Source organism: Herbidospora yilanensis, assembly GCF_001570565.1.
Classification (GTDB): domain Bacteria; phylum Actinomycetota; class Actinomycetes; order Streptosporangiales; family Streptosporangiaceae; genus Herbidospora; species Herbidospora yilanensis.
In genome coordinates this window covers 59,297-84,127 of record NZ_BBXE01000030.1, presented here as the reverse complement: position 1 = coordinate 84,127, position 24,831 = coordinate 59,297, and the positions used below count along the sequence as shown (strand labels likewise).

The following is a 24,831-nucleotide window of genomic DNA, read 5'->3' as shown; positions in this document are numbered from 1 at the left end:
GCCTGGTGGACCTTCCTGACGGGAAGGCGAATGTCCGGCGAACAGTGAGCGAGCAGGCGAGACGAGGAACGGCCCGGCGGCGCGGAGCCGCCGGGCCGTCCCCGGTTCGGTGCGGTTTACCAAAAGTGCGGTTTACCAGAAGCGGTACTCCGGAGCCGGCCACTCGGGCTCGGCGGGGGCGACCCACGGAGCGGCGCGGCGGGCGCGGACGTCGGTCTCGGTGATGGTCTCACCGGGAGCCAGGACGAGCGGGATGCGGACGCGGCTGCGCTGGAGGTCCACGGTGACCTTGGCGCCGGTGGCCGGTTCGCCGCTGTAGGTGGAGTCGGTGCCGGCGAGGACCAGGCCGATGCGGTGCCCGGCCTTGAAGGTGTAGTCCTGCGGCAGGGTCAGCCACTTGACCTCGCCGTACGAGCCCACGGCGAGCGGGTTCGAGGCGCTGATCGAGTCGCGGTTCTGCACGTCGATCCAGCCGCGGGCGACGATCTCCAGGGCGGCGGTCGTCATGTTGGTCTCGACGTCGAAGTAGCAGCCGTCGTCGGCGGCGGTCGACTCGCCGTAGCAGCTCTGCGTGGTCAGGTTCCTGATGCCCTGGTTGCTGCGCCAGTTGATGCGGGTGTCGGTGCCGAAGTCGACGAGGAGCGCGGTCAGGTTGCTGGTCGGCTTGTCGAGCTTCACCTGGAGGCTGATCTCGGGCGTGCCGGACATCCGGATGTCCTTGGACAACTCGCTGGTGGTGAAGGCGACGCGGCCGGCGGCCGGGGTGGTGATGTTGGCGACCATGGTGTTCTCCGACTGGCGGACGTCGGTGAAGGTCGCGGTCTCGCCGTTCTGCGCCTGGACCAGGCCGAGGGTGCCGTCGGCGGCGGGGCGGAACAGGTGGTTCTGGGCGGCGGGCTCGGGCCAGTCGCGCAGCTTGATCCAGTCGGTCCGGCCGGTCTGCACGTCGGCGCGCGGCTGCTTCATGACGTCGTTGCTGACGCCGACGAGCCAGTAGTCGAACCAGGCGTGCAGGGTGTCGACCCAGCGGTCGCGCTGGCCCTCGAAGTCGAACGGGTCGACGTGCTGGGTCTGGCCGACCCAGATCTTGCGCGGCACGCCGTTCTTGGCCAGCGCGTCCCACCAGACGGAGAAGTTGTCCGGCTTGACGTTCAGGTCGTTGACGGTGTGCACGACGAAGACCGAGGCCTTGACCTTGGAGACGTCGGCGAGGCTGCCCGCGATGTAGTCGCGCTCGGCCCAGTAGGCGTTGTAGTTGCCGGTGTCGTCGCCGTCGTTGGCGTCGGCGTAGGCGCGCACCGCGGCGCACTTGGCGTCCGGGTCGGTGTCGACGACGTTGGCCAGGTACGACTGGTAGTTGAAGTTGTAGATCACGCCGTTCATGCGCTGGTACTTGTACCAGGAGCTGATCGCCGAGATCGGGACGATGGTCTCCAGGCCCTCGACACCGGTCGCGGCGACGCCGTTGGCCAGCGTGCCGTCGTAGGACTTGCCGATCATGCCGGCCTTGCCGGTGCTCCAGTCGGCGACGGCCGGGGTGACGCCGTCGAGCTTCGTGGCGGTGGCGCGGCCGTTCAGCCAGTCGATGACGGCCTTGCCGCCCAGGATGTCGGCCTTGCCGCCGACGTCGGGGCAGCCGGTCGACTTGGTGGTGCCGATCATGTCGACGGCGAGGAAGGCGTAGCCGCGCGGCACGAAGTAGTTGTCGTACCAGAGCGGGAACTTCACGATGTTCCCGTTCGCGTCGTAGACCTTGCGCTCCGCCTCGTTGCCGCGGCCGGAGTTGTCGTAGTAGGGGCTCTCGTCGATGATCGAGGCGACCTTGAGGCCGGGGCCCGACTCCTTGGGACGGATGATGTCGACCCGCACGCGGTCGAGCACCCCGTCCGAGTCGCTGTCGACGGTCGACTCGACGAGGACCGATTCGCGGATGGCGTCGGCGTAGGAGAAGGCGGGCTGGGTGCGCCCGTTCTCCACGGAAATGGCGGGGGCGGCACTCGCCTGGACGGGGGTGGCGATGGCCACGACCAGTCCGACGGCGACGAGGGCGGCTCGCAACGGTGGCACGAAGAGCCTCCAGAGACAGGGGAATTACCCCAAATCTCTTTGAAAACCCTCATAACAGACAAGATCAGGTTACGGCTTTGACATCACCTCGTACTGGATGTGTGACATGGCACTCCGATTCCCCAGCCGACCCATCCGAATCAAGCTGAAGACCTTTGTCCGTATCGTTCCCATGCCAGGCAGCTTCCTCTTCACCAGCGTCAATACACGCCCGCGCGAATTGGACCTGAGAGACCCGCTCAACCTCGACGTTCAAGGGCGCATCGAGCTGTGCGGACGAGCGTTTCGCCTCTACCACCATGGTCTGCCGACGGCCGGCAAGCTCGGCCCGGCGCCGATGAGCAGGCCGGTGCCGGGCCGGGCGACGGCGAATCACACCGCCGGCTCACCACATGAGTCACCGTCCGAGGGGCGCGGGCATTCCGTCGGCGAAGAGCTGGGCGTCGATCTGGTCGAGCGCGATGCGCAGCGCCCCGAGCGCCACGCTGTCGGCGCCCAGGTTCGACGCCCTCACCTCGGGGACACGCAGGCACAACCGTTCCAGTTCGTGCAGGAGCGGGTCGATGATCAGGTCGGCCGACCGCGAGTAGCCGCCGCCGAGCACCACGACCTGCGGGTCGAGCGTCAGCACCAGCGCCGCCGCGCCGACCGCGAGGTCCTTCACGTAGCGGCGCAGCGCGGTCCGGGCCTCGCGGTCGCCTTCGCGGGCGCGTTCGAAGACCCAGGCCGCCTTGTCGTTCGGGTGGACGTCGGCGGGCATGCCGGGGCAGTTCTCCAGGCGGGAGGGGGCCGACAACCAGCGGAGCGTCTTCAGCGCGCCGATCTCGCCGGCCGCGCCCCCGAAGCCCCGCCGCAGGGTGCCGTCGATGATGAGGCCGGCGCCGATGCGCATGCCCGCCTGCAGGTAGACGATGTCGTCGGCGTCCTGCGCGGCGCCCTGCCAGCGTTCGGCCACGGCGGCCAGCTTGCAGTCGTTCTCGACCGAGATCGGGCAGCCGAACCGGGCCGCCAGGTGGTCGGCCGGGGAGACGCTCGCCCAGCCGGGCAGCGGGGTGAACAGGGAGGTCCGGCCCGACGCGTCGACCGGGCCCGTCACCCCCACCGTGATCGCCCAGATCTGGTCGGGCTCCAGCCCGGCCTCGGTCAGGCAGTCGGTGAGGGCGGCGTCGACGGCCGCGAGCCGCTCGGACGGCCCGGCGTCGGGGTCAACCGGCAGGCGGCGGCTGCGCAGCACCTCCCCTTCGAGGTTCGACAGCAGCACGAGTATCTTGTGCGCGCCGATGTCGACCCCGAAGACGTGCCCGGCGTCGGCGTTGAAGCGGTAGCGGCGGGCCGGGCGGCCGACGGTGCTGCCGTCGGGCTCGACCACCTTCACCCATCCGTCGGTCACCAGGCCGCGCACGACGACGTCGGTGCCCGGACGCGACAGGCCGGTGCGGCCCGCCAGTTCGGTGACGGTGGCGGGTGGCTGGCCCCGCATCGCCCGGACGATGCTGAGCGAGTTGAGCTCGCGGAGCCTGCTGACATCGGCTCCGGCCGCGTCCACCACCACTGCCCCCTAATTATGCTTTGAGAAAGCGTAATTCTACCGGTCGCCTCACGAGATCGGGTACTGCTGGCCGGGGCTCAGCGCGCCGGTGAAGTCGACCTCGCGGCCGTCGACGGTGAACCGGTAGCGGCCGGTCTGGACGATCTCCGGCCGGTCGGTCAGATAGGCGCGGAGGCGTTCCAGCTCGGCGGGGTTGAGCCACGAGGGCGGGTCGGAGACCGCGCGGAAGCCGCAGATCGCGGCGAGGTCCTGCAACCACGCCATCTGGGTGTCGGTCAGCAGGTTCAGGCGGCTGCGGAAGTAGACGACGTCGGGGTCGACCTGGAGCAGCGGCGCGTGCCACAGGCGGTGGAGGGTGTTCACGACGGCGTTGTAGGCCATCGCGTCGGAAGGGTCGTCGGTGGCGTAGTTGGCCCACATGGGGGCGACGTCGGGGCCGCTGCGCATGCCGTCGACGAGGCCGAGCGAGGGCAGCAGCAGGCCACCGCTGCCGAGCAGGTAGACGTCCGGCCCGGCCGCCTCCCGGATCAGCCGCAGCCCGTCGCGGTAGGCCCGCTCCCGCGCCGCCCCCGAGTGCCGGACCCCGGGGACCGCGCCCGCGTTGATGAAGTCGAGCTTGAGATAGGTGAAGCCCCACTCGTGCACCACCCGGTGGATCAGGGCCCGCAGGTGCTCCTGGACACCGGGATGGGTGAGGTCGAGCGCCCAGTAGGCGGCCCCCCAGTTGTGCCCTGCCTCGACCGGGTTCCCCGCGGCGTCGCGCAGCAGGAAGCCGGGGTCCGGCTCGGCCCCGGGCAGCACGATGAAGGGCGCCAGCCACAACCCCGGCCGCATCCCCGCCGCGCTGATCCGCCCGGCCAGCGCGGCCATGCCCGAGGGGAACTTGTCGTTGGGCTCCCAGTCCCCCACGACGCGCTGCCACCCGTCGTCGACCTGCACGACGTCGTAGGGCAGCCCGGCCAGCCCGGCGATGTCCTTGCCGAGCTGCTCCTCGGTGATGCCCTCGTAGTAGGCGTACCAGGTGCACCAGACGTTCCCCGCCCGCCGGTCGCTGCCGCCCAGCCGCCCGGCCAGCTCCCGGGTGTAGGAGGCGAAGACCTCCCTCTCTGGCCCGTACGCCAGGAACCACGGCGCGCCGTCCTCCTCGCACCACCCGGCGAGGGTGTCGTGGTCGGCGGCCAGCCGGGGGGTGCCCAGTCCGAGCGAGCCCAGCAGGAGCACGTTCCCGTCGGGCCCCTGGAGGGCGGCCACGGCCGAGGAGTGGTGGCGGGCCGGGTCGTCCCAGACGGTGTCGTCGGCGGTCAGGCGGCGTTCGGGGTTGGCGATCCGCAGCGGGGGCTCGCTGAGGCGGCGCCAGCCGCAGGGGCTCCACGAGTTCTGGCCGTGCCGGTAGAACAGGGCGTCGGCGAGGCCGTGCAGGACCGCCACCCGGCCCGGCGGCAGGACCAGCCCGCCGGGCACGGGCTCGACGGGCATCGAACCGGTCAGGTTGACCGCGAAGACGTGGCCCGCCAGGTCGACGAGTTGGGGCATGGCTCTCCTCACTGGAAGCGGGACGCGCCGGCCGGAGGCCGGCCGCGTCCCGCACTCGGAATCTGCCTTCGAGACGGGGCCCGGCAGGGCACGAGTCCGGCCGGGCAGGTGACACGGCGGCGGCTGTCAGCCGGACCGATCAGACGAACCGATCAGACGAACAGGGCGTTGACCTGCTGGTTGGCCTTCGTGAGCGCGTCGGCGGGGCTGATCTGGCCGAGGATCACCGACTGCAGGGCGTCCTGCACGATCTGGCTGATCTCGGTGCCGTGGTCGGTGATCGGCAGCAGGAAGGTGCCGCCGGGGGTCTTGGTGTAGTCGACGTAGACCTGCACGTCGCGGCCCTTGGCCCGGTGGGCGGCCAGCGCGCGTTCGGTGGCGCTCCTGATGGCGGGGAAGACCACGGCGTTGTCGCCGACCAGGTTCTGGCAGTCCGCCGAGCCGAGGTACTTCACCCACTTCCAGGCGGCGTCCTTGTTCTCGGTGCCGGCCCAGATCGCGTCGGACAGTCCGTTGATGGCGCTCTTGCGGGTGCCCGACGGGCCGACGGGGAGCGGGGCGAGCGCGAACTTCTGCTGCGCGCCCTCGCCGAGGTAGGTGTTGATGGTCCAGGAGCCGGCGATGGTCAGCGCGGCCTTGCCGGAGTTCATCACGGCGTCGATGCCGAGCGTCGACTGCTTGTCGAACTTGGGCGCGAAGCCCTTGTCGGTCAGCGCCTTGTACCAGGCGATGGTCTCGATCAGCTTGGGGTCGTCGTACTTGTACCGGGTGCCCCACGGGTTCTTGTCGAGGTAGACGAACCCGTTGGCGGCGGCGAGCTCGCCCCAGCCGTTCTGGCCCTGGGAGCCGTCGTTCCACTCGGGCAGGTAGCCGTAGACGGCGACGTCGTCCTTGTCGAAGGCGGGGTCGAGGCCGTCACGCCCCTTGGAGTCGACGGTGAGCTTGGCGATGACCTGCTCGAATGTGCCGCCGTCCTGGGGGTTCCACGTGAGGTTCGCCAGTTCGGCGGGGTCGACGCCGGCCTTGGCGAGCAGGTCGCCGTTGTAGACGACCGCCTCGGTGTCCCAGTCCTTGGGCAGGCCGTAACGTTTGCCGTCCTTGGTCCACAGGTCGGCCAGGCCGTCCTGGTACTGGCTCAGGTCGACCTTGTCGGCGTCAACGTAGGGCTGGATGTCGAGGATCTGCCGGCTGGTGACGAACTGCGGGTAGTAGGAGACCTGGTTGGTCCAGACGTCGGGGGCGTCGCCGGCGGCGAGCTGGGTGGTCAGGTTCTGCCAGTACTGCGCCCAGGCCGTCTGGGTGATCTTGACGGTGATGCCGGGGTTGGCGGCGGCGAAGGCGTCGGCGCAGGCCTGGTAGCCGGCCTGCTGGTTGTCGTCCCAGAGCCAGTAGTCGAGGGTGACCTGGCCGCCACCGCTCCCCGGCTCCTCGCCCGCGCCGCCGCAGCCGGTGAGCGCCAGTAACCCGCACAGCAGGGCCGCGCCGACCCGCTTCCTGTCGATCATCGAGGTACCTCTTCCTGGGGGATGCGGCCGAGGGGCCAGAAAAGTTCCCTCTTGCCTTGGTGGCTCTCCCGAATAATGATGTGGCTCATCGAAAATTTGTCAAGGCTGACTCATAAGTCACTCGCTGGAGGCCCGATGGTCCCCCGACCTGCCCGGATGCTCTTGGCCGCCCTGATCACGGCAGTCCTGCTGGTCACACCGGTGGTCACACCGGCCCAGGCGCACCCCGGATGGCGGCCACTCGCCGCCGGACCGGAACCCGCCGCCAACCCCCTGAAGGGCTTCATCCCGTACGCCGACGCCCACACGACGTTCCCGCACTCGATGGAGTGGTTCTATCTGCCGCTCAACGCGGTCATGACCGGTCCCCGCCGGTTCGACTGGCGGGCCCTCGACGAAGGGCTCGACGCCATCGCGGCCCGGGGACACCAGACCGCGTTCCGCTTCTACCTCGACTATCCGGCCAAGCCGAGCGGCATCCCGCGGTTCCTGCTCGACCAGGGGCTGGTCACCCGGCCGTACGACGACTTCGGCAACGACGGCCTGAGCGTGTCCCCCGACTACGACGACCCTGATCTGGTCGCCGCGCTCGACACCTTCATCGCCGCGCTCGGCCGCCGCTACGACGGCGACCCCCGGATCGGCTTCGTCCAGCTCGGCCTGCTGGGCTTCTGGGGCGAGTGGCACACCTGGCCGCACAACGGCGACCCGGGCACGGAGAACTGGTTCGCCTCCCCGGCGCTCCAGCAGCGGGTGCTGCGCGCCTACGACGCGGCCTTCGACGAGACGCGGCTGATGGTGCGCTATCCGGGCGCCGACAACGCGGCCCTCGACATGGGCTACCACGACGACTCGTTCGCCTTCTCGACGCTGCCCGGTCCGGGCTGGCACTTCATGGACCTGATGAACCAGGCCGGGACGGCCGACAAGTGGAAGACCAACACGGTCGCCGGGGAACTGCGGCCCGAGCTGCAGGGCTGCCTGTTCTCCGGCGGCTGCGCGGGCGACTTCGCGGGCAGCGTCGCGCAGACCCACGCGACGTGGCTGCTCAACCACTACGCCTTCAGCCCGGGATACACGGGCGCCGCCTACGACGCCGCGCTGGCCGCCGCCAGGTCGCTCGGCTACTCGTTGCGGGTCGCCAATGTGCGGATCGGGGGCTCGGAGGTGGCCGTACAGATCCAGAACGACGGCGTCGCCCCGTTCGCCTACGACTGGCCGGTCGAGGTGGCCGCCGTCAGGAACGGCCGGATCGCCCGGACGTGGACCACGCCCTGGAAGCTGACCGGCGTGCCGCCCGGCGCCCCGGTCGAGCTGAGCACCCGGCTCCACGGCCTGAAGAAGGGTGAGTACACGCTGGTCATGCGGGCCGCCAACCCGCTCAGGAACGGCGTGCCACTACGCTTCGCCAACGCCGGACAGGACACCACACTGACCGGGTGGCTCACCCTCGGCCGAACGCACTGAAGGACGCGACATGCATGACCTCCGCCTGGGCGTGATCGGCGCCGGACAACGATCCACCCTCGCCGCGACCGCCCACCGCCCGGGCCGGGGGTGCCGGATCACCGCCGTGTGCGACACCGACCCGGCCGCCCTGACCCGGCTCCCCGCGGACGAGACCTTCACCGACTACCGCGACCTGCTGGCGAGCGACGTCGACGCGGTCCTCATCGCCACCCCCGACGACACCCACGCCGAGATCGCCGTCGCCGCGCTGCGCGCCGGCAAGACCGTCTACCTGGAGAAGCCGCTCGCCATCACGATCGGCGACTGCGACGAGGTGCTCCGCACGGCGGCCGAGACGGGAACCCGTCTCTACCTGGGCCACAACATGCGGCACATGGGCGTGGTCCGGCTGATGCGCGACGTCATCGCGCGCGGGGAGATCGGCGTGCCGAAGACGATCTGGGTGCGGCACTTCGTCGGGCGCGGCGGCGAGTACTACTTCAAGGACTGGCACGCCGACCGCCGCCGCACCACGGGCCTGCTCCTGCAGAAGGCCGCCCACGACATCGACGTGATCCACTGGCTGGCCGGCGGCTACACCGAACGGGTCAGCGCCTTCGGCGATCTCATGGTGTACGGAGCCCTCGACCGCCGCCCGCCGGGCACGCCCCCGGCCGAGGGCTGGCTGCGCGACTGGCCCTGGCCGCCGGAGTCCTCCACCGGCCTGCACCACCTGATCGACGTCGAGGACGTGTCGGTCATGAACATGCGCCTCGACAACGGCGTCATCGCCGCCTACCAGCAGTGCCACTTCAGCCCCGACTACTGGCGCAACTACACCGTCATCGGCACCCGCGGCCGCCTGGAGAACTTCGGCGACGGGCCCGGCTCGGTCGTGCGGGTCTGGAACAGCGGGCAGTCGGCCTACCGCGACCCGGACGCGACGTACACGGTGCCCGGGGCCGAGGGCGGCCACGGCGGCGCGGACGAGGCGATCGTCGAGGAGTTCCTCCGGTTCGCCCGCCACGGCGGGCCCACCGACACCTCACCGGTGGCGGCCCGGATGAGCGTCGCGGCCGGCTACCTCGCCACCCTGTCGCTGCGCGAGGGCGGCACGCCGTTCGACGTGCCGCCCCTCGACGCCGCGACGCTGCGCTACTTCATGCCGGAGAAGTTGAGCGACTGAACCAGCCGCCGGCCGAGGAAGACGAGCAGCAGCAGGACCGGGACGACCGACAACACCGACCCCGCCATGAGTCCGGTCCAGTCGGGCGCCCGGTTCGGCGACTGCTGGAGGAACACCCCGAGGCCGACGGTGAGCACGCGGGTCTCCTCGGCCTTGCCGACGAGCAGCGGCCAGAGGTAGTCCTTCCAGCTCCACACGATCGTGGTCAGCCCGATCGTGATGAGCGGCCCCCGGCTCATCGGCACCACGATCCGCCAGAACATGCCCCACCGGCCGATGCCCTCCAGCGTCGCGGCCTCCTCGACGTCGCGGGGGATCGACAGGAAGAACTGCCGCAGGAAGAACACCGCGAACGGCGTCATGAGCAGGCTCGGCAGCACCAGCCCGGGGAGGGTGTTGACCAGGTCGAGCTGCTTGACCAGCACGAAGTTGGGCAGCAGCGTGAAGATCGGCGGCACCATCAGCGCCGCGACGATGACGCCGAACACCAGGTCGCGCCCCGGGAACCGGAGCCGCGCGAAGGCGTAGCCGGCCATCGCGCAGCAGAGCGTCTGCACGACCGCGATCAGGCCGCTGTAGAGGAGCGAGTTCGCCGTGTAGAGCAGGAAGTCGATCTCGGCGCCCGACCCGCCCGCCGCCCTGGCCTCCTCGGGGGAGACCAGTCCCAGCACGCGGGTGAAGTTGATCAGGGTCGGGTTCGACGGCCACAACGCGGTCGAGTCGCGGAACAGATCGGCGGCCGGGGTGAGCGCCGTCCGGATCATCCAGTAGAAGGGGAAGACGGTCACGACGAGCGCCGCGACCAGGGCGAGCCAGGAGGCGCGCTTCAGCATGAGGTGACTCCTTAGCCCAGGTCCGACCGGGACGCGCGCAACATCCGCATCTGCACGGCGGTCAGCACGCCGAGGACGACCACGAGGACCATCGCCACGGCGGCGGCGTAGCCCATGTGGAAGTAGGTGAAGGCCTGCTGGAAGATGTAGTAGTAGATGACGCGGGTCTCCGGGATGGGCGCCTTGCCTCCGTAGACGACCGCGACCGTGTCGAAGATCTGGAACGAGCCGATCAGCGACACGACCAGCACCAGCGCGATGATCGGCCGCAGCAGCGGCAGCGTGATCGACCGGAACATGCGCACCTCCCCCGCGCCGTCGATCGACGCGCTCTCGTAGAGGCCCTGCGGGATCTGCAGCATCCCGGCGTACAGCAGCAGCGCCGTGTATCCCGTGTAGGCCCAGCTGTTGACGAGCGCGACCAGCGGCATCGCCCAGGTGGGGGAGTTGAACGACAGGGTCGTGTCGAGGCCGGCCAGGCCGAGCAGGTGGTTGACGAAACCCAGGTCGGGGTCGAGCAGCCAGGCCCACAACAGGCCGATGGTCACGTTCGGCACCAGCCACGGCACGAGCAGCGCCGCGCGCAGCACGACCGACCGGGTCAGCCGGTGCATCAGCGCGGCCAGCCCCAGCGCGATCAGGGTCTGGGAGCCGATGTTCACCACGACGTAGTAGGCGGTGACCTTGAGCGCGTTCCAGAACTGCTCGTCGCCGACCAGCTCACGGTAGTTGTCGGCGCCGACATAGGCGGGGTCGTTGAGCAGGCTGTAGTCGGTGAACGAGTACCAGACGCCGCGGACGGTCGGATAGGCGTAGAAGACCAGGAAACCGACCAGCACCGGCAGCAGGAACAACCAGCCGGCCACCCGGTCGTCACGCTTCCTCAGAACCGCCTGCATGCGCGCCCCTTTCCGGAAGTAATGATGTAGGCTAGCGAAAATTTGTCAAGAGCTAATCATAAGTACCTCACAGAGGGTTGCGATATCGAAGATTCCTGTTTGTAATTCGTTACGTCCAGGTTTCGATGCGAAAACCGAGGCCCCCATGAAGCGTTGGCTCGCCGCCCTGACCGCCCTCACGACCCTGCTCCTGGGCCAGGCCCTCCCCGCCGAGGCCGCCGCCGGCCCGCCGCCCCGGCCGCCCGCCGGTCCGGCCCCCGACACCTCGCTGACCACGCACACCTACGCCTACGCCAACACGCCGGTCGGCCAGCCCCTCAAGGGGTTCGCGCCCTACCTGTTCCCCGGCGACGACTACGGAGCGAAGTTCCCGGGCGGCGTCCTGTGGAGCTACTTCGCGCTCAACGAGGTCATGAAGGACCCGTCGAACTGCTCGGTCTTCGACTGGACGGTCTTCGAGAAGGCCCTCGACGAGGCCGCCGTCTGGGGCCGCCAGCTGGCCTTCCGCTTCTACGTCGAATATCCCGGCGGCACCGGCTCCCACCCGGGCAACGGCATCCCGCCCTGCCTCAACGGCAAGACGGCCCTGCGCACCAACGGGTTCTGGGGCACGGTCAGCCCCGACTACGACGACCCCGACGTCATCGCGGCGTTCGTCGGCTTCATCAACGCCTTCGCGGCCCGCTACGACGACGACCCCCGGGCCGGCTTCATGTCCCTGGGCCTGGTCGGCCTGTGGGGTGAGTGGCACACCTGGCCGTACGACCGCGACACCGCCGACGGCCACCCCGACCTGATGCCGAGCGACACCACGATCCGGACGCTCATCAACGCCTACGACGCCGCCTTCGACAACCTCCAGCTCGAAGTGCGCTACCCCGGCCTGGCGGGCGCGGAGTCGGCCGACATCGGGTTCCACGACGACTCGTGGCCCTACAAGGAGTGGCGCGGCAACCAGCTCAAGAGCATGACCCTGCCCCGGTCGATGAACGGCTGGGACGACGCGTTCACCCAGATCATGCTGGACACCGGCACCGAGAACCGGTGGACCGAGCAGTCGATCGGCGGCGAGGCCCGGCCCGAGATCCAGGGCTCGCTCTACGCCAACTACCCGGCCGGCGGCGGGCAGGTCGACGACGTGCTGGCCGCCACCGAGCTCACCCACATCTCGTGGATGATCAACCAGACCGGGGCGGGCGGCTACAGCCCGACCGACCCGAAGGTGGCCGCCGGGGTCCGCAAGATGGGCTACAACCTGCACATCCCGCAGGCGAACTTCAACACCTCGGCCGGGAGCACGTTCAAGGTCGGGGTGACCGTCCAGAACGACGGGGTGGCCCCGTTCTACTATCCGTGGACGTTCGTGCTCGGGCTGCGCGACGCCTCGGGCACCGTGGTGAAGACGTGGGACACCGACTGGGACATCCGGACGGTCCAGCCGCTCCGGATCCGCGCGTTCCCCGACTGGAACACCGCGGACTACCTCGACTTCGGCCGCCCGGTGAACTTCTCCGCCAACCTGAGCACGGCGGGGGTGCCCGCCGGGTCGTACTCGCTGGTGCTGCGGGTGCGCAACCCGCTGGAGGCGGTCACCCAGACCGTGCTGCGCAACCGGCCGGCCTCGGTGCGGCTGTCCGACTACACCATCGACCGCTGGCGGCCTCCTCATCCCCTGTCGTTCGCCAACGCCAACCAGGGCTCCGACGGCTGGGTGAACCTGGGTCCGGTCAGCACCGGCGGCGGCCCCTGCACCGGCGACTGCACGGCGCCGACCGCGCCCACGCTGACCTCGACCGGCAAGACCTCCTCGTCGGTGTCGCTGGCATGGAGCGGGGCGACCGACAACGTCGGGGTCACCGGCTACCAGGTGTACCGGGGCGGCACGCAGGTCGCCGCCGTCACCGGGACGACGTACACCGACGGCGGGCTGTCCGCCTCGACGAGCCACGCGTACACGGTCCGGGCGCGGGACGCGGCGGGCAACCTGTCGCCGGTGAGCAACACGGTCACCGTCGTCACGGACGCGGGCGCGTCCCCGGGCCTGGTCCTCGACGACTTCGACGGGACCCCGGCATATCCCTCCCAGAACGACCTGGGCAAGTGGACCGGCGCGAACTGCTTCCTCGACGGCGGCGGCTCCGGCGTCGTCACCGGCGGCGCGCTCAGCCTGCGATACGACAACTGCGGCTGGTTCGGCAGCGACGTCGGCGTCGACCTGACGTCCAAGACCCACCTGGTCCTCCGCGTCAGGGGCGCCTCCGGCGGCGAGCAGAACCACTTCAACCTCGGCCTCGGCGGTTCCACCAAGCTCCTCGCCGACTACACCCTCGACGGCGGCGGGCACCCGGTCATCACCACCGCCTACCAGGACATCCGCATCCCGATGGCCGCCAACGGGATCAGCAGGAACTCCCCCGGCCAGCTCGCCATGGGCTTCTGGTACGGCGGCGCCTCCACCGTCACCATCGACGAGATCCGGTTCGAATGATGCCGAGAAGACTGAGCGCCGTGGCCGCGGCGACCGCACTGGTCGTGACGGGGCTGGTCATCGGCACCGCCGAGGCGCAGACCCGCACCTACCAGGCCGACCTCGCCACCGTCATCGCCAACCCCGAGCGCGGCTACCACAACCGTTACGAGATCATCGACGACCCGGCCGTCAACGACTACGTCAACGCGGCCACCATCCCCGGCTTCAACCCCGACCTGCTCGACCGCACCTTCACCCGGGCGAAGCAGAACGCCAACACCCTCGTCCACAGCTACCTGCACCTCGACAAGTACAGCGGGACCGACACCCTCCCGCAGGCCCTGCTCGACAACCTGGCGAGCGGCCTCGCGGCGGTCCGCGCGGCCGGCCTGAAGATCGTGTTGCGCCCGGCCTACACCTGGGACGGCTGGGCCTCCGTGCCCGAGGCGCGGATCCTCGGCCACGTCACGCAGGTCGGCGCGGTGCTGACCGCCAACGCCGACGTGGTGGCGCACCTGGAGACCGGATATCTGGGCGCGTGGGGCGAATGGCACACGGGCAGCTACTCCGACCCGTTCAACCAGGACCAGTACGTGACCCGACTCCGCGTCGTCACGAGGATCCTGGAGACGACTCCGGCCACGATCCCGCTGGCCATGCGCTACCCGATCTTCATCAAGGAGATGCTGGACACGCCCACGCTCACCCAGGCGCAGAAGGACCGGATCGGCTTCCACAACGACTGCTTCCTGGCCGACTACAACGACATGGGGACCTACGACAACAACTCGTGGATGGGCTGGTTCGACATCGAAGTGAAGAAGCAGTGGATGTACGACCGCATGACGTCCACCGGCTTCAACACCATCACGGGCGGGGAGACCTGCAACTCCGACGGCTACAACGACGCGGCCGGGGTCAACGTCCAGACCGAGATGTCCAAGCTGAACTTCACCGAGATCAACGAGGACTACGCGGCCGTCAACACGAACAAGTGGAAGGCCACCAACCTGGCGGCGTCGGGCGATGATCCGGCCGAGACGGCGTTCGTCCGGCTCAAGCGCAAGATGGGCTACCGGCTGCGGCTGGTCGACGCGAACTTCTCCGACTGGGTCCAGCCCGGCGGCCAGCTCACCTTCTCGGCCGACCTGAGCAACGACGGGTGGGCCGGGCCGGTCAAGCAGCGCCCGGTGTTCCTGGTGCTCGACGACGGCACGCGCCGGTACGACCTCGCCGTGCCGGGCCTCGACCCACGACGCTGGACGCCGGGCTCGCACGCGCTGCCCGCCCAGACGGTGACCGTGCCGTCGAACGTGGTGCCGGGAACATACCGGCTCGGCCTGTGGCTGCCCGACCAGGCCACCGGGCTGCGGTCGCGGGCCGACTACTCGATCAGGTTCGCCAACACGGGAACCTGGCACGCGGCGGGCGGCTACAACGTGCTGGCGACGAGCTTCACCGTCGGCCAGTGCGCCCCCAACTGCCCGTCACCCTCCCCGTCACCCTCCCCTTCGCCCAGTCCGTCTCCCTCACCCTCACCCTCACCCTCGCCGTCGCCCAGTCCGACGGGGCTCCTGCTGGACGACTTCAACGGATCACCGGCCTGGCCGTCCCAGAACGATCTGGGCAAGTGGACCGGCGCGAACTGCTTCCTCGACGGCGGCGGCTCCGGCGTCGTCACCGGCGGCGCGCTCGCTCTCCGGTACGACAACTGCGGCTGGTTCGGCAGCGACGTGGGCGTCGACCTGACGTCCAGGACCCACCTGGTCGTGCGCGTCAAGGGGGCTGCGGGCGGCGAGCAGAACCACTTCAACCTCGGCCTCGGCGGTTCCACCAAACTCTTCGCCGACTACACCCTCGACGGCGGCGGGCACCCGGTCATCACCACCGCCTACCAGGACATCCGCATCCCGATGGCCGCCAACGGGATCAGCAGGAACTCCCCCGGCCAGCTCGCCATGGGCTTCTGGTACGGCGGCGCCTCCACCATCACCATCGACGAGATCCGCTTCGAATAGGAGCGGGCGGCCACCGTCCCCGGGCGGTGGCCGCCCCTCCCGGGAGGTTTCGGATGACAAAGATCGTCATCACCGGAGCCGGCAACGTCGAACTCACCCGCAAGATCCTCTCGGATCTGTTCTCCTGTACGGACCTCGCCGGCGCCCTCCACATCGCCCTGCACGACGTCGACCCCGCCCGTCTCGCCACCGCCGAGGCGCTGGCCTGCCGGCTCGACGCCGAGAGCGGCGCGAAGGCCCGCGTCGACGCCGCGCGAACCCGGCCCGCCCTGCTCGACGGCGCCGACTTCGTGATCTGCCAGTTCGACGTCGGCGGCTACGACGCCCTCCTCCGCGACCTGGAGATCCCCCGCCGGTACGGCCTCCGCCAGACCCTCGGCGACACGATCGGCGTCGGCGGCCTCTTCCGCGCGCTGCGCACCATCCCCGAGATGCTCGCCCTGGCCGCCGACATGGCCGGACGGTGCCCGGACGCCTGGCTGCTCAACTACACCGACCCGATGGCCGCGCTCTGCTGGGCCGTCCGCGCGGGCAGCCCGCTGCGGAACGTGGCGGGCCTGTGCTACTCCGTCCGCGACACCCACGCCCTGCTGGCCGACCTCGTCGGCCGCGAACTCGACGAGATCGTCTTCCGCACGGCCGGGGTCACCCACCAGGCCTTCGTGTTGCGTTTCGAGAGCGGAGGCCGCTCGCTCTATCCCGACCTCGACCCCCTGATCGCGGGCGACCACGACGTCCGGAGCGAGATCTACCGGCGCTTCGGTTACTACCCGACCGAGTCGAGCGAGCACGCCGCGGAGTACGTGCCCTGGTTCCTCCCGCACGAGAGCGAGGTGAGGCGGCTCGGCCTGCCCGTCGACGAGGCGCTGCGGCGCAGCGCCCGCAAACTCGACTCCTACGAGCGGCTGCGCGGCTCGCTGGCGTCGGGCGAGCCGCTGCTGGCACGGTGGAAGCACTTCGAGATGGCCTCCGAGGTCATCCACTCGATGGTCACCGGCGTGCCGCGCGAGGTCTACCTGACCCTGCCGAACCACGGCCTGATCGACAACCTGCCGGCGGAGGCCTGTGTGGAGGTGCCGGCGCGGGTGGACGGTTCGGGCGTCCACCCGGTCGCGATCGGCGCGCTGCCGGTCCCGCTGGCGGCGTTGAACCGGACCTACCTCAATGTGGTTGAGTTGACCGTGACCGCGGCCCTGGAGGAGAGACGATCGGCGGTGTACCAAGCGGCGATGATCGATCCCAGCACCTCCGCCACCCTGCCCCTGGCGGCCATCGAAGCCTTGTGCGACGAGCTGATCGACGCCCACGGCGCGCTGCTGCCGCCGGGCATCCGGGGCGGGCGCCGATGACCGACGTGGCCGACGTCGCCGCGGACACGCGCCGGGAACGCATCGTCTCGATGGTGCTGGAACACGAGTTCGTCCGGGTGACCGACCTCGCCGGCCTCTTCGGCGTCACCAGCGTGACCATCCGCGCCGACCTGGAACTGCTCGACCGGCAGGGCTCCCTGCGCCGCGTGCGGGGCGGCGCGATCCCGGCCAAGCCCCTGCGCGCCGCCGAACCGTCGTTCGAGGTCTCGCTGGGCAGCGCCGCGGTCGAGAAGACCCGCCTGGCCCGCCACGCCGCCGGCCTGGTCGTCAGCGGCGAGAGCCTGGTCATCGACGCCGGCACCACCACGACGTTCCTGGCCAGGGCCCTGGTCGCCCGTCCCGAACTGACCGACGTCGTCGTCTTCACCAACAGCCTGCGCGTGGCGGTCGAACTGGAGCCCGCGATCCCCCGCATCACCGTGCTGCTGACCGGTGGAACGCTACGACCGGCGACCCACGCCCTGGTCGACCCGCTGGGGGCGCTGATGCTCGAACGCATCAACGCCGACACGCTGTTCCTGACCTGCCACGGCGTCGACGCGGCGGCCGGGATCACCGGCGTGAACCTGCTGGAGGCCGAGATGAAGCGCAAGATGCTCGGGGCCGCACGCCGCCACCTGGTGGTGGCCGACTCGTCGAAACTGGGCCGCACGGGCCTGGCCCCGGTCTGCGCCCTGCCGGAGGTGGACCTTCTGATCACCGGCGGGGAGGCCGACCCGGCGACGGTCGAGACGCTGCGCGACGAGGGGATCGCGGTCGAACTGGTCGATTAGGTCCTCGGCGCACCGCTCGCGTCGGGGCGTCACCACCTCGATCCGGCCGCGCGGCACGGCTGATCACGTGAGCAGGGCGCGGGCCAGCCCGACGGCCGCCCCGGCGGCGATGTACCAGGCGTTGTTGAGCCGGGTCGTCCACAGCAGGACCAGCGTGACCACGGCGATGGCGGCCGTCAGCGGGTCGACGATCGCCGTGACGCCGAGCTGCCAGGAGACCCCGGCCATGAGCGCCAGGGCGGCGGCGTTCAGGCCGTCGAGCAGGGCGGAGGTCCAGTCGGCGGAGCGAAGCCTGTCGGTGAGCCGGGTGAGGAGGCCGACGAACAGGAACGACGGCAGGAAGATGGCCACGGTGGCCAGGAACGCGCCGATCGGACCGGCGACGAGGTAGCCGACGAAGGTCGCGGTGGTGAAGACCGGGCCGGGGGTGACCTGGCCGATGGAGACGGCGTCGGCCAGTTGCGGCCCGGTGATCCAGCCGAGCCGTTCCACGAAGTCGCCGCGCAGGAAGGCGAGCAGGACGTAGCCGCTGCCGTACAGGACCGAACCGATCTTCAGCATGGTAAGGAAGAGCTGCGCGAGCTGCCCTCCGGTGGGGTCGGGGAAGACCGGCAGGCCGCCGGCCAGCGGGCCGGCCAGGGGAACGGCGAGCAGGCCCCGGCGGGCCGAGCGGACGGCGGCGGCCACCAGCGCGCCCGAGGCCAGGATCAGCAGCTCGTTGACGCCGAGGAAGTAGGCGGCCAGGGCCGCGACCGCCAGGACGGCGAACCAGGCGTTCTTGACCACGGTGCGCAGCAGGCCGGACAGGGCGTGGGCGATGATCGCGATCACGGCGGGCACCACCCCGTACAGGAGGCCCTCGACCTCGGGGGTACTGCCGTAGGTGACGTACGCCCAGGCCAGGGCGGTCACCATGAGCGCGGCCGGGACGATGAAACAGACCCCGGCGATGATCAGGCCGCGCCACCGGCCCCGGTCGTAGCCGAGATGGATGGCCAGTTCGGTGGAGTTGGGGCCCGGGATGAGGTTGGTCGCGCCCATCAGGTCGACGAACCGCTGGTCGGTCACCCAGCCCCGGCGGCGGACCAGCTCGTCGCGCATCATCGCGATGTGCGCCGCCGGGCCGCCGAAGGCGATGACGCCCAGCTTGAGGAAGACGACCATCACCTCGCGCAGCACGCCGGTCCTTTCGGGTTACCCGCTCCGGTGACGGGAAGTAGTTGAATCGTCACAGTATGGGGGTTTCGGTGGAGTTGACCAGAAGACAGTTCGCCCAGGTCGCGCTGGGCACGGGAGCGGCCTTCACCGGCCTGCACGCGCTGGAGCGGCTCGGCGGCGGGACCACCCTGGCCAAGTATGTCGACCCGGTGCCCCGGTTGCCGACGCCGACCCCTCAGCGGTCGGTGTTCCCCGGTTCCGACTACCACGAGCTGACGATGCGGCAGGCCGCCTGGCGCTTCCACCGCGATCTGCCCGCCACGGAGGTGTGGGGTTACCAGGCCCCAGGCGGGGTCGGGCTGGGCTATCTCGGCCCGGCGCTGGTCACCCGCCGGGGCAGGCCCGTGGTGGTCCGCTACCGCAACGACCTGCCGAAGACCCACCTGCTGCGGTCGGCGGTCGACGTCACCCTCTGGCGCGAGGTCCCGGGTGTGCCGCCCGACCCGCCCGGGGGCCGGAACCCGCGGGACTTCCCCGCGCCGCCGAACGTCTGGACCGTCCCCCACCTGCACGGCGGCTTCGACCCGCCGCAGTTCGACGGCCACCCCGAGGCGTGGTTCACTCCCGACGGGCTCCACGGGCCGGCGTACACGTCCATGCCGGGCGCCGCCCCGAACGAGGTCGTCTACGCCTACCCGAGCGAGCAGCGGGCCACGATGCTCTGGTACCACGACCACGCCATGGCGATCACGCGGCTGAACATCTACGCGGGCCTGGCCGGGCTGTACCTGATCCGCGACGACTTCGAGGAGAGCCTGGCCCTGCCGGAGGGCGACTTCGAGGTGCCGCTGATCCTGCAGGACCGCGACCTGACGCCCGACGGGGCGCTGTCCTACCCCGACACCGGGCCGACGCCCTACCACCCGAAGTGGAACCCGAACTTCTTCGGCGCGATCCCGGTGGTCAACGGCAAGGCCCATCCCTATCTGGACGTCGAACCGCGCCGCTACCGGCTGCGCCTGCTCAACGGCTCGAACCAGCGCTACTTCCACCTCTGGTTCCAGGACGGCGGGTCGCGGCGGCCCTTCTGGCTCATCGGCACCGACGGCGGCTTCCGCGCCGCCCCGCTGCGGCTGACCGACGTCCTGATCCCGCCGGCCGGTCGCCTGGACGTCATCCTCGACCTCACCGACGCCGCCCGCGGCAGCCGGATCACGATGATGAACGACGCCGCCACCCCCTACCCGCAGGGTGGCAAGGACGTCCCGATGCCGGAGATCATGCGGTTCCACGTCACCCTGCCCCGGTCGGCCCCCGACACCAGCACCCCGCCCGACCGGCTGCGCCTGCGCCCACTCCCCCCGCCGACCCCCACGCCGGGGCTGCCGCGGCGGCAGTTCGTCCTGATCGCCAACCGGGACGCGAAGGGCGAGTCAACCCATTTGGCGATCAACCAGCGCTTCTTCGACGACCCGGTGGAGGACTTCCCCACGGTGGGCACCACCGAGGTCTGGGAGTACGTCAACCTGTCCGGCGACGGGCACGCCATGCACGTCCACCTGGTGCAGTTCCACGTGCTCGACCGCCAGCGCCTCGACACGAAGGGCTACCGGGCGGCGTACGACCAGTGGATCGCGGGGGGACGGCGGCCGGAGGCCAGGCCGGTCCTGGAGCGCTACCTGCGGGGAGAGGCGATCGCACCCGAGGACCAGGAGCGGGGCCGGCTGGACACGACGGTGGCCCAGCCGGGCATGGTCACCCGGATCGTCCTGCGCTTCGACCTGCCCACCGGCGCGGCGGTGCCCGCGACCTACATCCAGCACTGCCACATGCTGGAACACGAGGACAACGAGATGATGCGCCCGTGGCAGCTCCTGGAGGGCCGATGACGATCACCCACCGCCTGGTCGAGAGCGCCGCCGGCCGCGTCCACCTGGTCGAACAGGGGTCGGGGCCGCTGGTGCTGCTCGTGCACGGGTTCCCCGAGTCCTGGTATTCGTGGCGGCACCAGCTCCCGGCGCTGGCCGGGGCGGGCTGTCGCGCCGTCGCGATCGACGTCCGCGGCTACGGACGTTCGTCCAAGCCCGGCGACGTGGCGGCCTACCGGATGCGGGAGCTGGTCGACGACAACGTCGCCGTGGTGCGCGCCCTGGGCGAACGGACGGCGGTGATCGTCGGGCACGACTGGGGCTCGGTCATCGCCGCCGACTCCGCGCTGCTCAGGCCCGACGTCTTCCGCGCGGTCGGGCTGCTGAGCGTGCCCTACGCCCCGCGCGGCGGCCCCCGGCCCAGCGAGGTCTTCGCGGCGATGGGCGGCGGCGACGAGTTCTACGTCAGCTACTTCCAGGAGCCCGGCCGGGCCGAGGCCGAGATCGAGCCGGACGTCCGAGGCTGGCTCGCCGGTTTGTACGCCGCCCTGTCGGCCGACACCATGCCGCGCGGCGACGCCCCCGACCCCCACTTCGTCTCCCCGGGCGGCACCCTGCGCGAGCGTTTCCCCGCCGGACGGTTGCCGGCCTGGCTGAGCGAGCACGACCTGGACGTCTACGCGGCCGAGTTCGAGCGCACCGGAATGCGCGGGGCGCTCAACCGCTACCGGAACATGGACCGCGACTGGGAGGACCTGGCCGACTTCGACGGCGCGGCCATCACCCAGCCGTCCCTGTTCGCCGGCGGCTCCCTCGACGCGTCCACCATGTGGATGGCCGACGCCATCGAGGCCTACCCGGTCACCCTGCCGGGCCTGGTGTCCTCGCACCTGCTCGACGGCTGCGGCCACTGGATCCAGCAGGAACGCCCGGAGGAGGTCAACGAGATCCTGACCGGCTGGCTCGCCTCCCTGTCCTAGGTGGATGTGTCGCCCACGCCCCGGTCACTGTTTCGGCTGCTGCTTCTTGACCGGCACGCTCTTCGTCTTCGTCTTCGTCAGCGGCTCGGCGCGGCTGAGGTACTCCTGGTAGGCGGCGGCGTGGACGTCGGCGTCGGCGCCCTCGGCCTCGTCCCCGCTGGACAGGTAGTCCATCTTCGCGTTGCCCATCTTGAGGTAGTGGTAGGCGTTCACCAGGGCGCTCGTCGCGTTCTGCTCGATGGCCTCCTTGAGCAGGGCGAGGTCGCCGGCGCTGCTGTAGGGCACCGCGGAGTCCAGGTCGAACAGCCTCCGCAGCACCTCGGGGTCGTTGACGAACGCCGGCGGCGGCCACCGGTAGGAGTTCTGGTGGGTGGCCAGCGGGCGGTCGAACAGGTTCGGGTCTCCCAGGGTGAGCGCCAGATAGCACTGCATGCAGCACAACTTGGAGACGCCCAGTGAGCCGCCGCCGTCGGGCATGGCCTTGGCGACGGTGGCGGCCTGCATCTCGGCGTGCATGCCCTCGACCTCGGTGGGGATCGCCCTGACCCGGATCCGGCCGTGGGCGGCCTCCGTCTCGGCCAGATGGTCGAGCGTCTTGATCAGGCGGCGGCGCGTCTTGACGAACTTGGCCTCGTCCTTGGTCTTCTGGACGAGCCGGGGCATGAGTTCGGCGATCGCCTCCTCGCGGGCCTGGCCCGACAGGCGGGAGGCGGCCAGGAGCCGGTCCATGCTCACGGCGAGCCCCTCGTCGCCGACGTTGGCGAAGACGGCGATGTCACGGCCCTTCTGGAGCACGGCGACGCAGAACCTCGCCGGGTCGAGGCAGTAGAGCAGGTCTGCCAGCCGGTCGCGGGACCGGTCGTCCTTCAGGTCGGCCCTCTTGGCCATCGTGCCGAGGGCCGACTGGTAGGTCGGTCCCAGTTCGGTCTTCCGCCGCGCGAAGACCTCCGTGATGCGGCGCTTGGCCGCGTCCCGGTAGTCCTTCCACTTGCCGTGTTTGGTGTCGTTGTTGACGGGCGCCTCGCCGACGTGCACGGTCTTGGCGTAGGCGCCCCGCGCGACGTGTTCGGCGACCATCTTCTGGAAGTCGGTCGCGAACCAGTTGGCGCCCTCGGCGGCGATCACCGCCGCGTTGATCGCCTCGATGGGCGCCGGTCGTCCGTCCCTGGCCGGGACGTCCTGCACGCAGGAGGCCATCTCGGCGTACATCTCGACGGGATGCGTCGACTTCAGGTTCAGCGCCCGGCCGATGACCTCCCAGAGAAGCCGGTCGCCCTCCCCGGAGACGAACAGGTCATGGGGAAGGTCGGTCACCACCAGGCGGGCCGCCGCGATCAGGGCCCTGGCCCCTTCGCCGTCGGGAGGGTTCAGCAGGGTGGCGACGGCCTGGGAGTTCTGCGTCACGAAGGCCCGGATGTCGGCCAGGGACCCGAACGGCGTGTGCTGCGTGAGCGCCTGGCGGGCCAGGTCGGCCGCCGAGGGACCCGCCTGCACCGGGAGGACCTGCACGGGGATCTGGACCGGAATCTGCACCGGGAGCTGCACCGGGAGCTGCACCGGGAGCTGCGGGGCGATTGGAGGGGCGGCGGGTTCGTCGTCCGTCAGGTCGATGACCACGGGCGCCTGCTGGGTGTTGAGCTGGGCGAACACCTTGTCGATCAAAGGCTGCTTCGGGTCGGCCTTCTTCTGCTTCTTGTTCTGGAGGTCCGCGGATTTTGTACGTTTCTTCTTCACGAGGACCTCCGGATCGCCTGGCGTCGGCCCATGATGCATCGCGGGCGGCTGCCCATGGGGTGACATTTACCGACGCATGGTGATCGCCAGCGATTGGGCCCGGTGGTCGGACAGGCCGCGCGGGTCCGCCAGTTCGCTCGTGTGCACGGTCACCCCCGTGGTGAAGGTCCAGTCGAGCTGCCACAGCGGCAACACGCCCGCATACCACGACGTGGGGTAGATCGCGCGGTTCGCCGTGTTCGCGCTCGTCAGCCGGTCGAACAGCGGGCGCAGCTCCCCCATCGCGCCGGTGCTGTTGAAGTCGCCGCTGACCAGGGCTGCGGCCGGGTTGGCGGCGAGGTCGGCCAGCAGGCCGCCGAACTGGGCGGCGCGGCGCTCGCCCCGGCCGCGCAGCTCCGTGTAGAAGCGCGCGGTGAAGGGGTTCTCGTTCAGCACGTACTGGGCCGGGACGTGGACGTTGTAGACCGACAGGGTCGAGGCGCCGATCCGCAGGTCGGTGCGGAGGATCTTGGCGAGGTCGAAGGCCGCCCGCCACGAGGGGCGGGGTCCCAGATCGGCCGCCGGGCCGACCCGGCGGACGGCCGTGACGGGGAAACGCGACAGCGTGACGAGCTCCCCCTCGGCCGCGAGGTGGTAGCCGGGGAACTCGCGCCGCAGCGCCGCCAGGTCGCCGGCCTCGCGGGGCTGGTCGCCGACCCAGTTGAGGTACTCCTGCAGGACGTAGACGTCGGCGTGCTGGTCGGTGAGGAACCGGTAGAAGGCGCGGGGGTCGTCGTCCTGGTGCCAGTATTCGGTGTTCCACGAGAACACCCGCACCGCCCCGGGCGGAGGCGGCCCGTCCGGGGCGGTCAGCGCGGCGGGGTTGAGGCCGGCGTGCGCGGCGCCGAGCAGCAACGATCCGGCCGCCAGCAGCGCCGCCCGGCCGCGGCACCGGGCGGCCGCCAGGATGGTCACCGGCACGGCCAGATAGAGGGCGGGCGGGATCATGTCGGGGATCAGCCATACCCAGAACCGGCCCGTGAGCAGGTGGTGCAGGATCACGAAACCCAGCCAGCCGGCCGCCGCGAACCCCGCCGCCTTCCTCAACGGGCCGGCTCGGGGGTGCGGGCGTCGTACAGGCGCCGGAAGGAGGGGGAGGCCAGCCACTGGAGGGCGCCGGCCGCGACGCCCGCGAGGATGACGAGCCCGACCACGAAGTGGACGGCGACGAAGTAGGCGCCGAACAGCGGGCACTTGCGGCCGAACACGAACCGGAACATCCCGGCGTCGCCGAGCGCCCACGCGGCCAGCGCCAGCGCCGGCGGCGCGGCCCACCACGGGCCGAGCAGGAACGGCGCGGGGAGGGTGAGCACGGCCAGCGCCGCCGCCAGGGACGCGAGCGCCCGCGCGGGCGTCTCGTAGCCCTGGGCGAAGCGGCGTTGCCGCACCCCCGGAGTGAC

18 protein-coding genes are annotated in these 24,831 nt (G+C 70.5%); 8 read left to right on the top strand and 10 right to left on the bottom strand.

The annotated features are described in order from the left end of the window. Positions 1 to 132: 132 nt before the first annotated feature. The 4 genes from AW273_RS24125 to AW273_RS24110 all read right to left on the bottom strand — a co-directional run bounded on the left by AW273_RS24125 (position 133) and on the right by AW273_RS24110 (position 6,654). Positions 133 to 2,067, bottom strand: a complete 1,935-nt coding sequence (locus tag AW273_RS24125; RefSeq protein WP_083949997.1) for a Xaa-Pro dipeptidyl-peptidase — start codon at positions 2,065 to 2,067, stop codon at positions 133 to 135. 397 nt (positions 2,068 to 2,464) lie between these two features. Further along, positions 2,465 to 3,613: an ROK family transcriptional regulator gene (locus tag AW273_RS24120; protein ID WP_062352437.1), complete on the bottom strand. Its 1,149-nt coding sequence runs from the start codon at positions 3,611 to 3,613 to the stop codon at positions 2,465 to 2,467. A 51-nt stretch (positions 3,614 to 3,664) separates the two neighbouring features. Beyond that, on the bottom strand, positions 3,665 to 5,149 hold the full coding sequence (locus AW273_RS24115) for a glycoside hydrolase family 36 protein (protein ID WP_062352255.1): 1,485 nt from the start codon (positions 5,147 to 5,149) through the stop codon (positions 3,665 to 3,667). Between the two features lie 152 nt (positions 5,150 to 5,301). Continuing rightward, positions 5,302 to 6,654, bottom strand: a complete 1,353-nt coding sequence (locus AW273_RS24110) for an ABC transporter substrate-binding protein (protein ID WP_062352252.1) — start codon at positions 6,652 to 6,654, stop codon at positions 5,302 to 5,304. Between the two features lie 135 nt (positions 6,655 to 6,789). Between AW273_RS24110 and AW273_RS24105 the strand changes: the two genes are divergently transcribed. Then, on the top strand, positions 6,790 to 8,121 hold the full coding sequence (locus tag AW273_RS24105) for a hypothetical protein (RefSeq protein WP_062352247.1): 1,332 nt from the start codon (positions 6,790 to 6,792) through the stop codon (positions 8,119 to 8,121). A 10-nt stretch (positions 8,122 to 8,131) separates the two neighbouring features. Beyond that, on the top strand, positions 8,132 to 9,289 hold the full coding sequence (locus tag AW273_RS24100) for a Gfo/Idh/MocA family protein (protein ID WP_062352244.1): 1,158 nt from the start codon (positions 8,132 to 8,134) through the stop codon (positions 9,287 to 9,289). Here the strand turns inward: AW273_RS24100 and AW273_RS24095 are convergent. Both AW273_RS24095 and AW273_RS24090 read right to left on the bottom strand, forming a co-directional pair. Beyond that, on the bottom strand, positions 9,259 to 10,122 hold the full coding sequence (locus tag AW273_RS24095) for a carbohydrate ABC transporter permease (RefSeq protein ID WP_062352242.1): 864 nt from the start codon (positions 10,120 to 10,122) through the stop codon (positions 9,259 to 9,261). The genes AW273_RS24100 and AW273_RS24095 overlap by 31 nt on opposite strands. Before the next feature lie 11 nt (positions 10,123 to 10,133). Then, entirely contained in the window at positions 10,134 to 11,021 is an 888-nt protein-coding gene (locus AW273_RS24090) for a carbohydrate ABC transporter permease (RefSeq protein ID WP_062352239.1), read from the bottom strand. Between the two features lie 145 nt (positions 11,022 to 11,166). On the opposite strand from AW273_RS24090, the gene AW273_RS24085 reads away from it, so the two are divergent. From AW273_RS24085 to AW273_RS24070, 4 genes are read left to right on the top strand one after another with little or no spacing between them, the layout of a single operon-like run. Continuing rightward, on the top strand, positions 11,167 to 13,509 hold the full coding sequence (locus tag AW273_RS24085; RefSeq protein ID WP_062352236.1) for a DUF4832 domain-containing protein: 2,343 nt from the start codon (positions 11,167 to 11,169) through the stop codon (positions 13,507 to 13,509). 20 nt (positions 13,510 to 13,529) lie between these two features. Continuing rightward, positions 13,530 to 15,509 carry a DUF4832 domain-containing protein gene (locus AW273_RS24080; RefSeq protein WP_232327564.1) on the top strand — a complete coding sequence of 660 codons (1,980 nt, stop codon included), beginning with the start codon at positions 13,530 to 13,532 and terminating at the stop codon, positions 15,507 to 15,509. Between the two features lie 53 nt (positions 15,510 to 15,562). Next, a complete protein-coding gene (locus AW273_RS24075) occupies positions 15,563 to 16,858 on the top strand; it encodes a family 4 glycosyl hydrolase (RefSeq protein ID WP_062352230.1) in 1,296 nt (431 codons plus the stop codon). Then, complete coding sequence (locus AW273_RS24070) at positions 16,855 to 17,652, top strand: DeoR/GlpR family DNA-binding transcription regulator (protein ID WP_062352227.1); 798 nt, start codon at positions 16,855 to 16,857, stop codon at positions 17,650 to 17,652. Before AW273_RS24075 ends, AW273_RS24070 begins: the two co-directional genes overlap by 4 nt. A 63-nt stretch (positions 17,653 to 17,715) precedes the next feature. On the opposite strand, the gene chrA is transcribed toward AW273_RS24070, so the two are convergent. Continuing rightward, positions 17,716 to 18,831: a chromate efflux transporter gene (gene chrA / locus AW273_RS24065; protein WP_198168323.1), complete on the bottom strand. Its 1,116-nt coding sequence runs from the start codon at positions 18,829 to 18,831 to the stop codon at positions 17,716 to 17,718. Positions 18,832 to 18,905: 74 nt separating this feature from the next. Here chrA and AW273_RS24060 point away from each other — a divergent pair, with 74 nt between their 5' ends. Together AW273_RS24060 and AW273_RS24055 are read left to right on the top strand one after the other, a co-directional pair. After that, a complete protein-coding gene (locus AW273_RS24060; protein ID WP_198168322.1) occupies positions 18,906 to 20,699 on the top strand; it encodes a multicopper oxidase family protein in 1,794 nt (597 codons plus the stop codon). Continuing rightward, a complete protein-coding gene (locus tag AW273_RS24055) occupies positions 20,696 to 21,658 on the top strand; it encodes an alpha/beta fold hydrolase (protein WP_062352221.1) in 963 nt (320 codons plus the stop codon). Before AW273_RS24060 ends, AW273_RS24055 begins: the two co-directional genes overlap by 4 nt. 24 nt (positions 21,659 to 21,682) lie before the next feature. On the opposite strand, the gene AW273_RS24050 is transcribed toward AW273_RS24055, so the two are convergent. From AW273_RS24050 to AW273_RS24040, 3 genes are all read right to left on the bottom strand, one after another. After that, a complete protein-coding gene (locus AW273_RS24050; RefSeq protein ID WP_062352220.1) occupies positions 21,683 to 23,392 on the bottom strand; it encodes a hypothetical protein in 1,710 nt (569 codons plus the stop codon). Positions 23,393 to 23,458: 66 nt separating this feature from the next. Continuing rightward, a complete protein-coding gene (locus AW273_RS24045) occupies positions 23,459 to 24,478 on the bottom strand; it encodes an endonuclease/exonuclease/phosphatase family protein (RefSeq protein WP_062352217.1) in 1,020 nt (339 codons plus the stop codon). Further along, complete coding sequence (locus AW273_RS24040) at positions 24,475 to 24,819, bottom strand: hypothetical protein (protein ID WP_062352214.1); 345 nt, start codon at positions 24,817 to 24,819, stop codon at positions 24,475 to 24,477. The genes AW273_RS24045 and AW273_RS24040 overlap by 4 nt, the downstream gene beginning before the upstream one ends. Positions 24,820 to 24,831 lie beyond the last annotated feature (12 nt).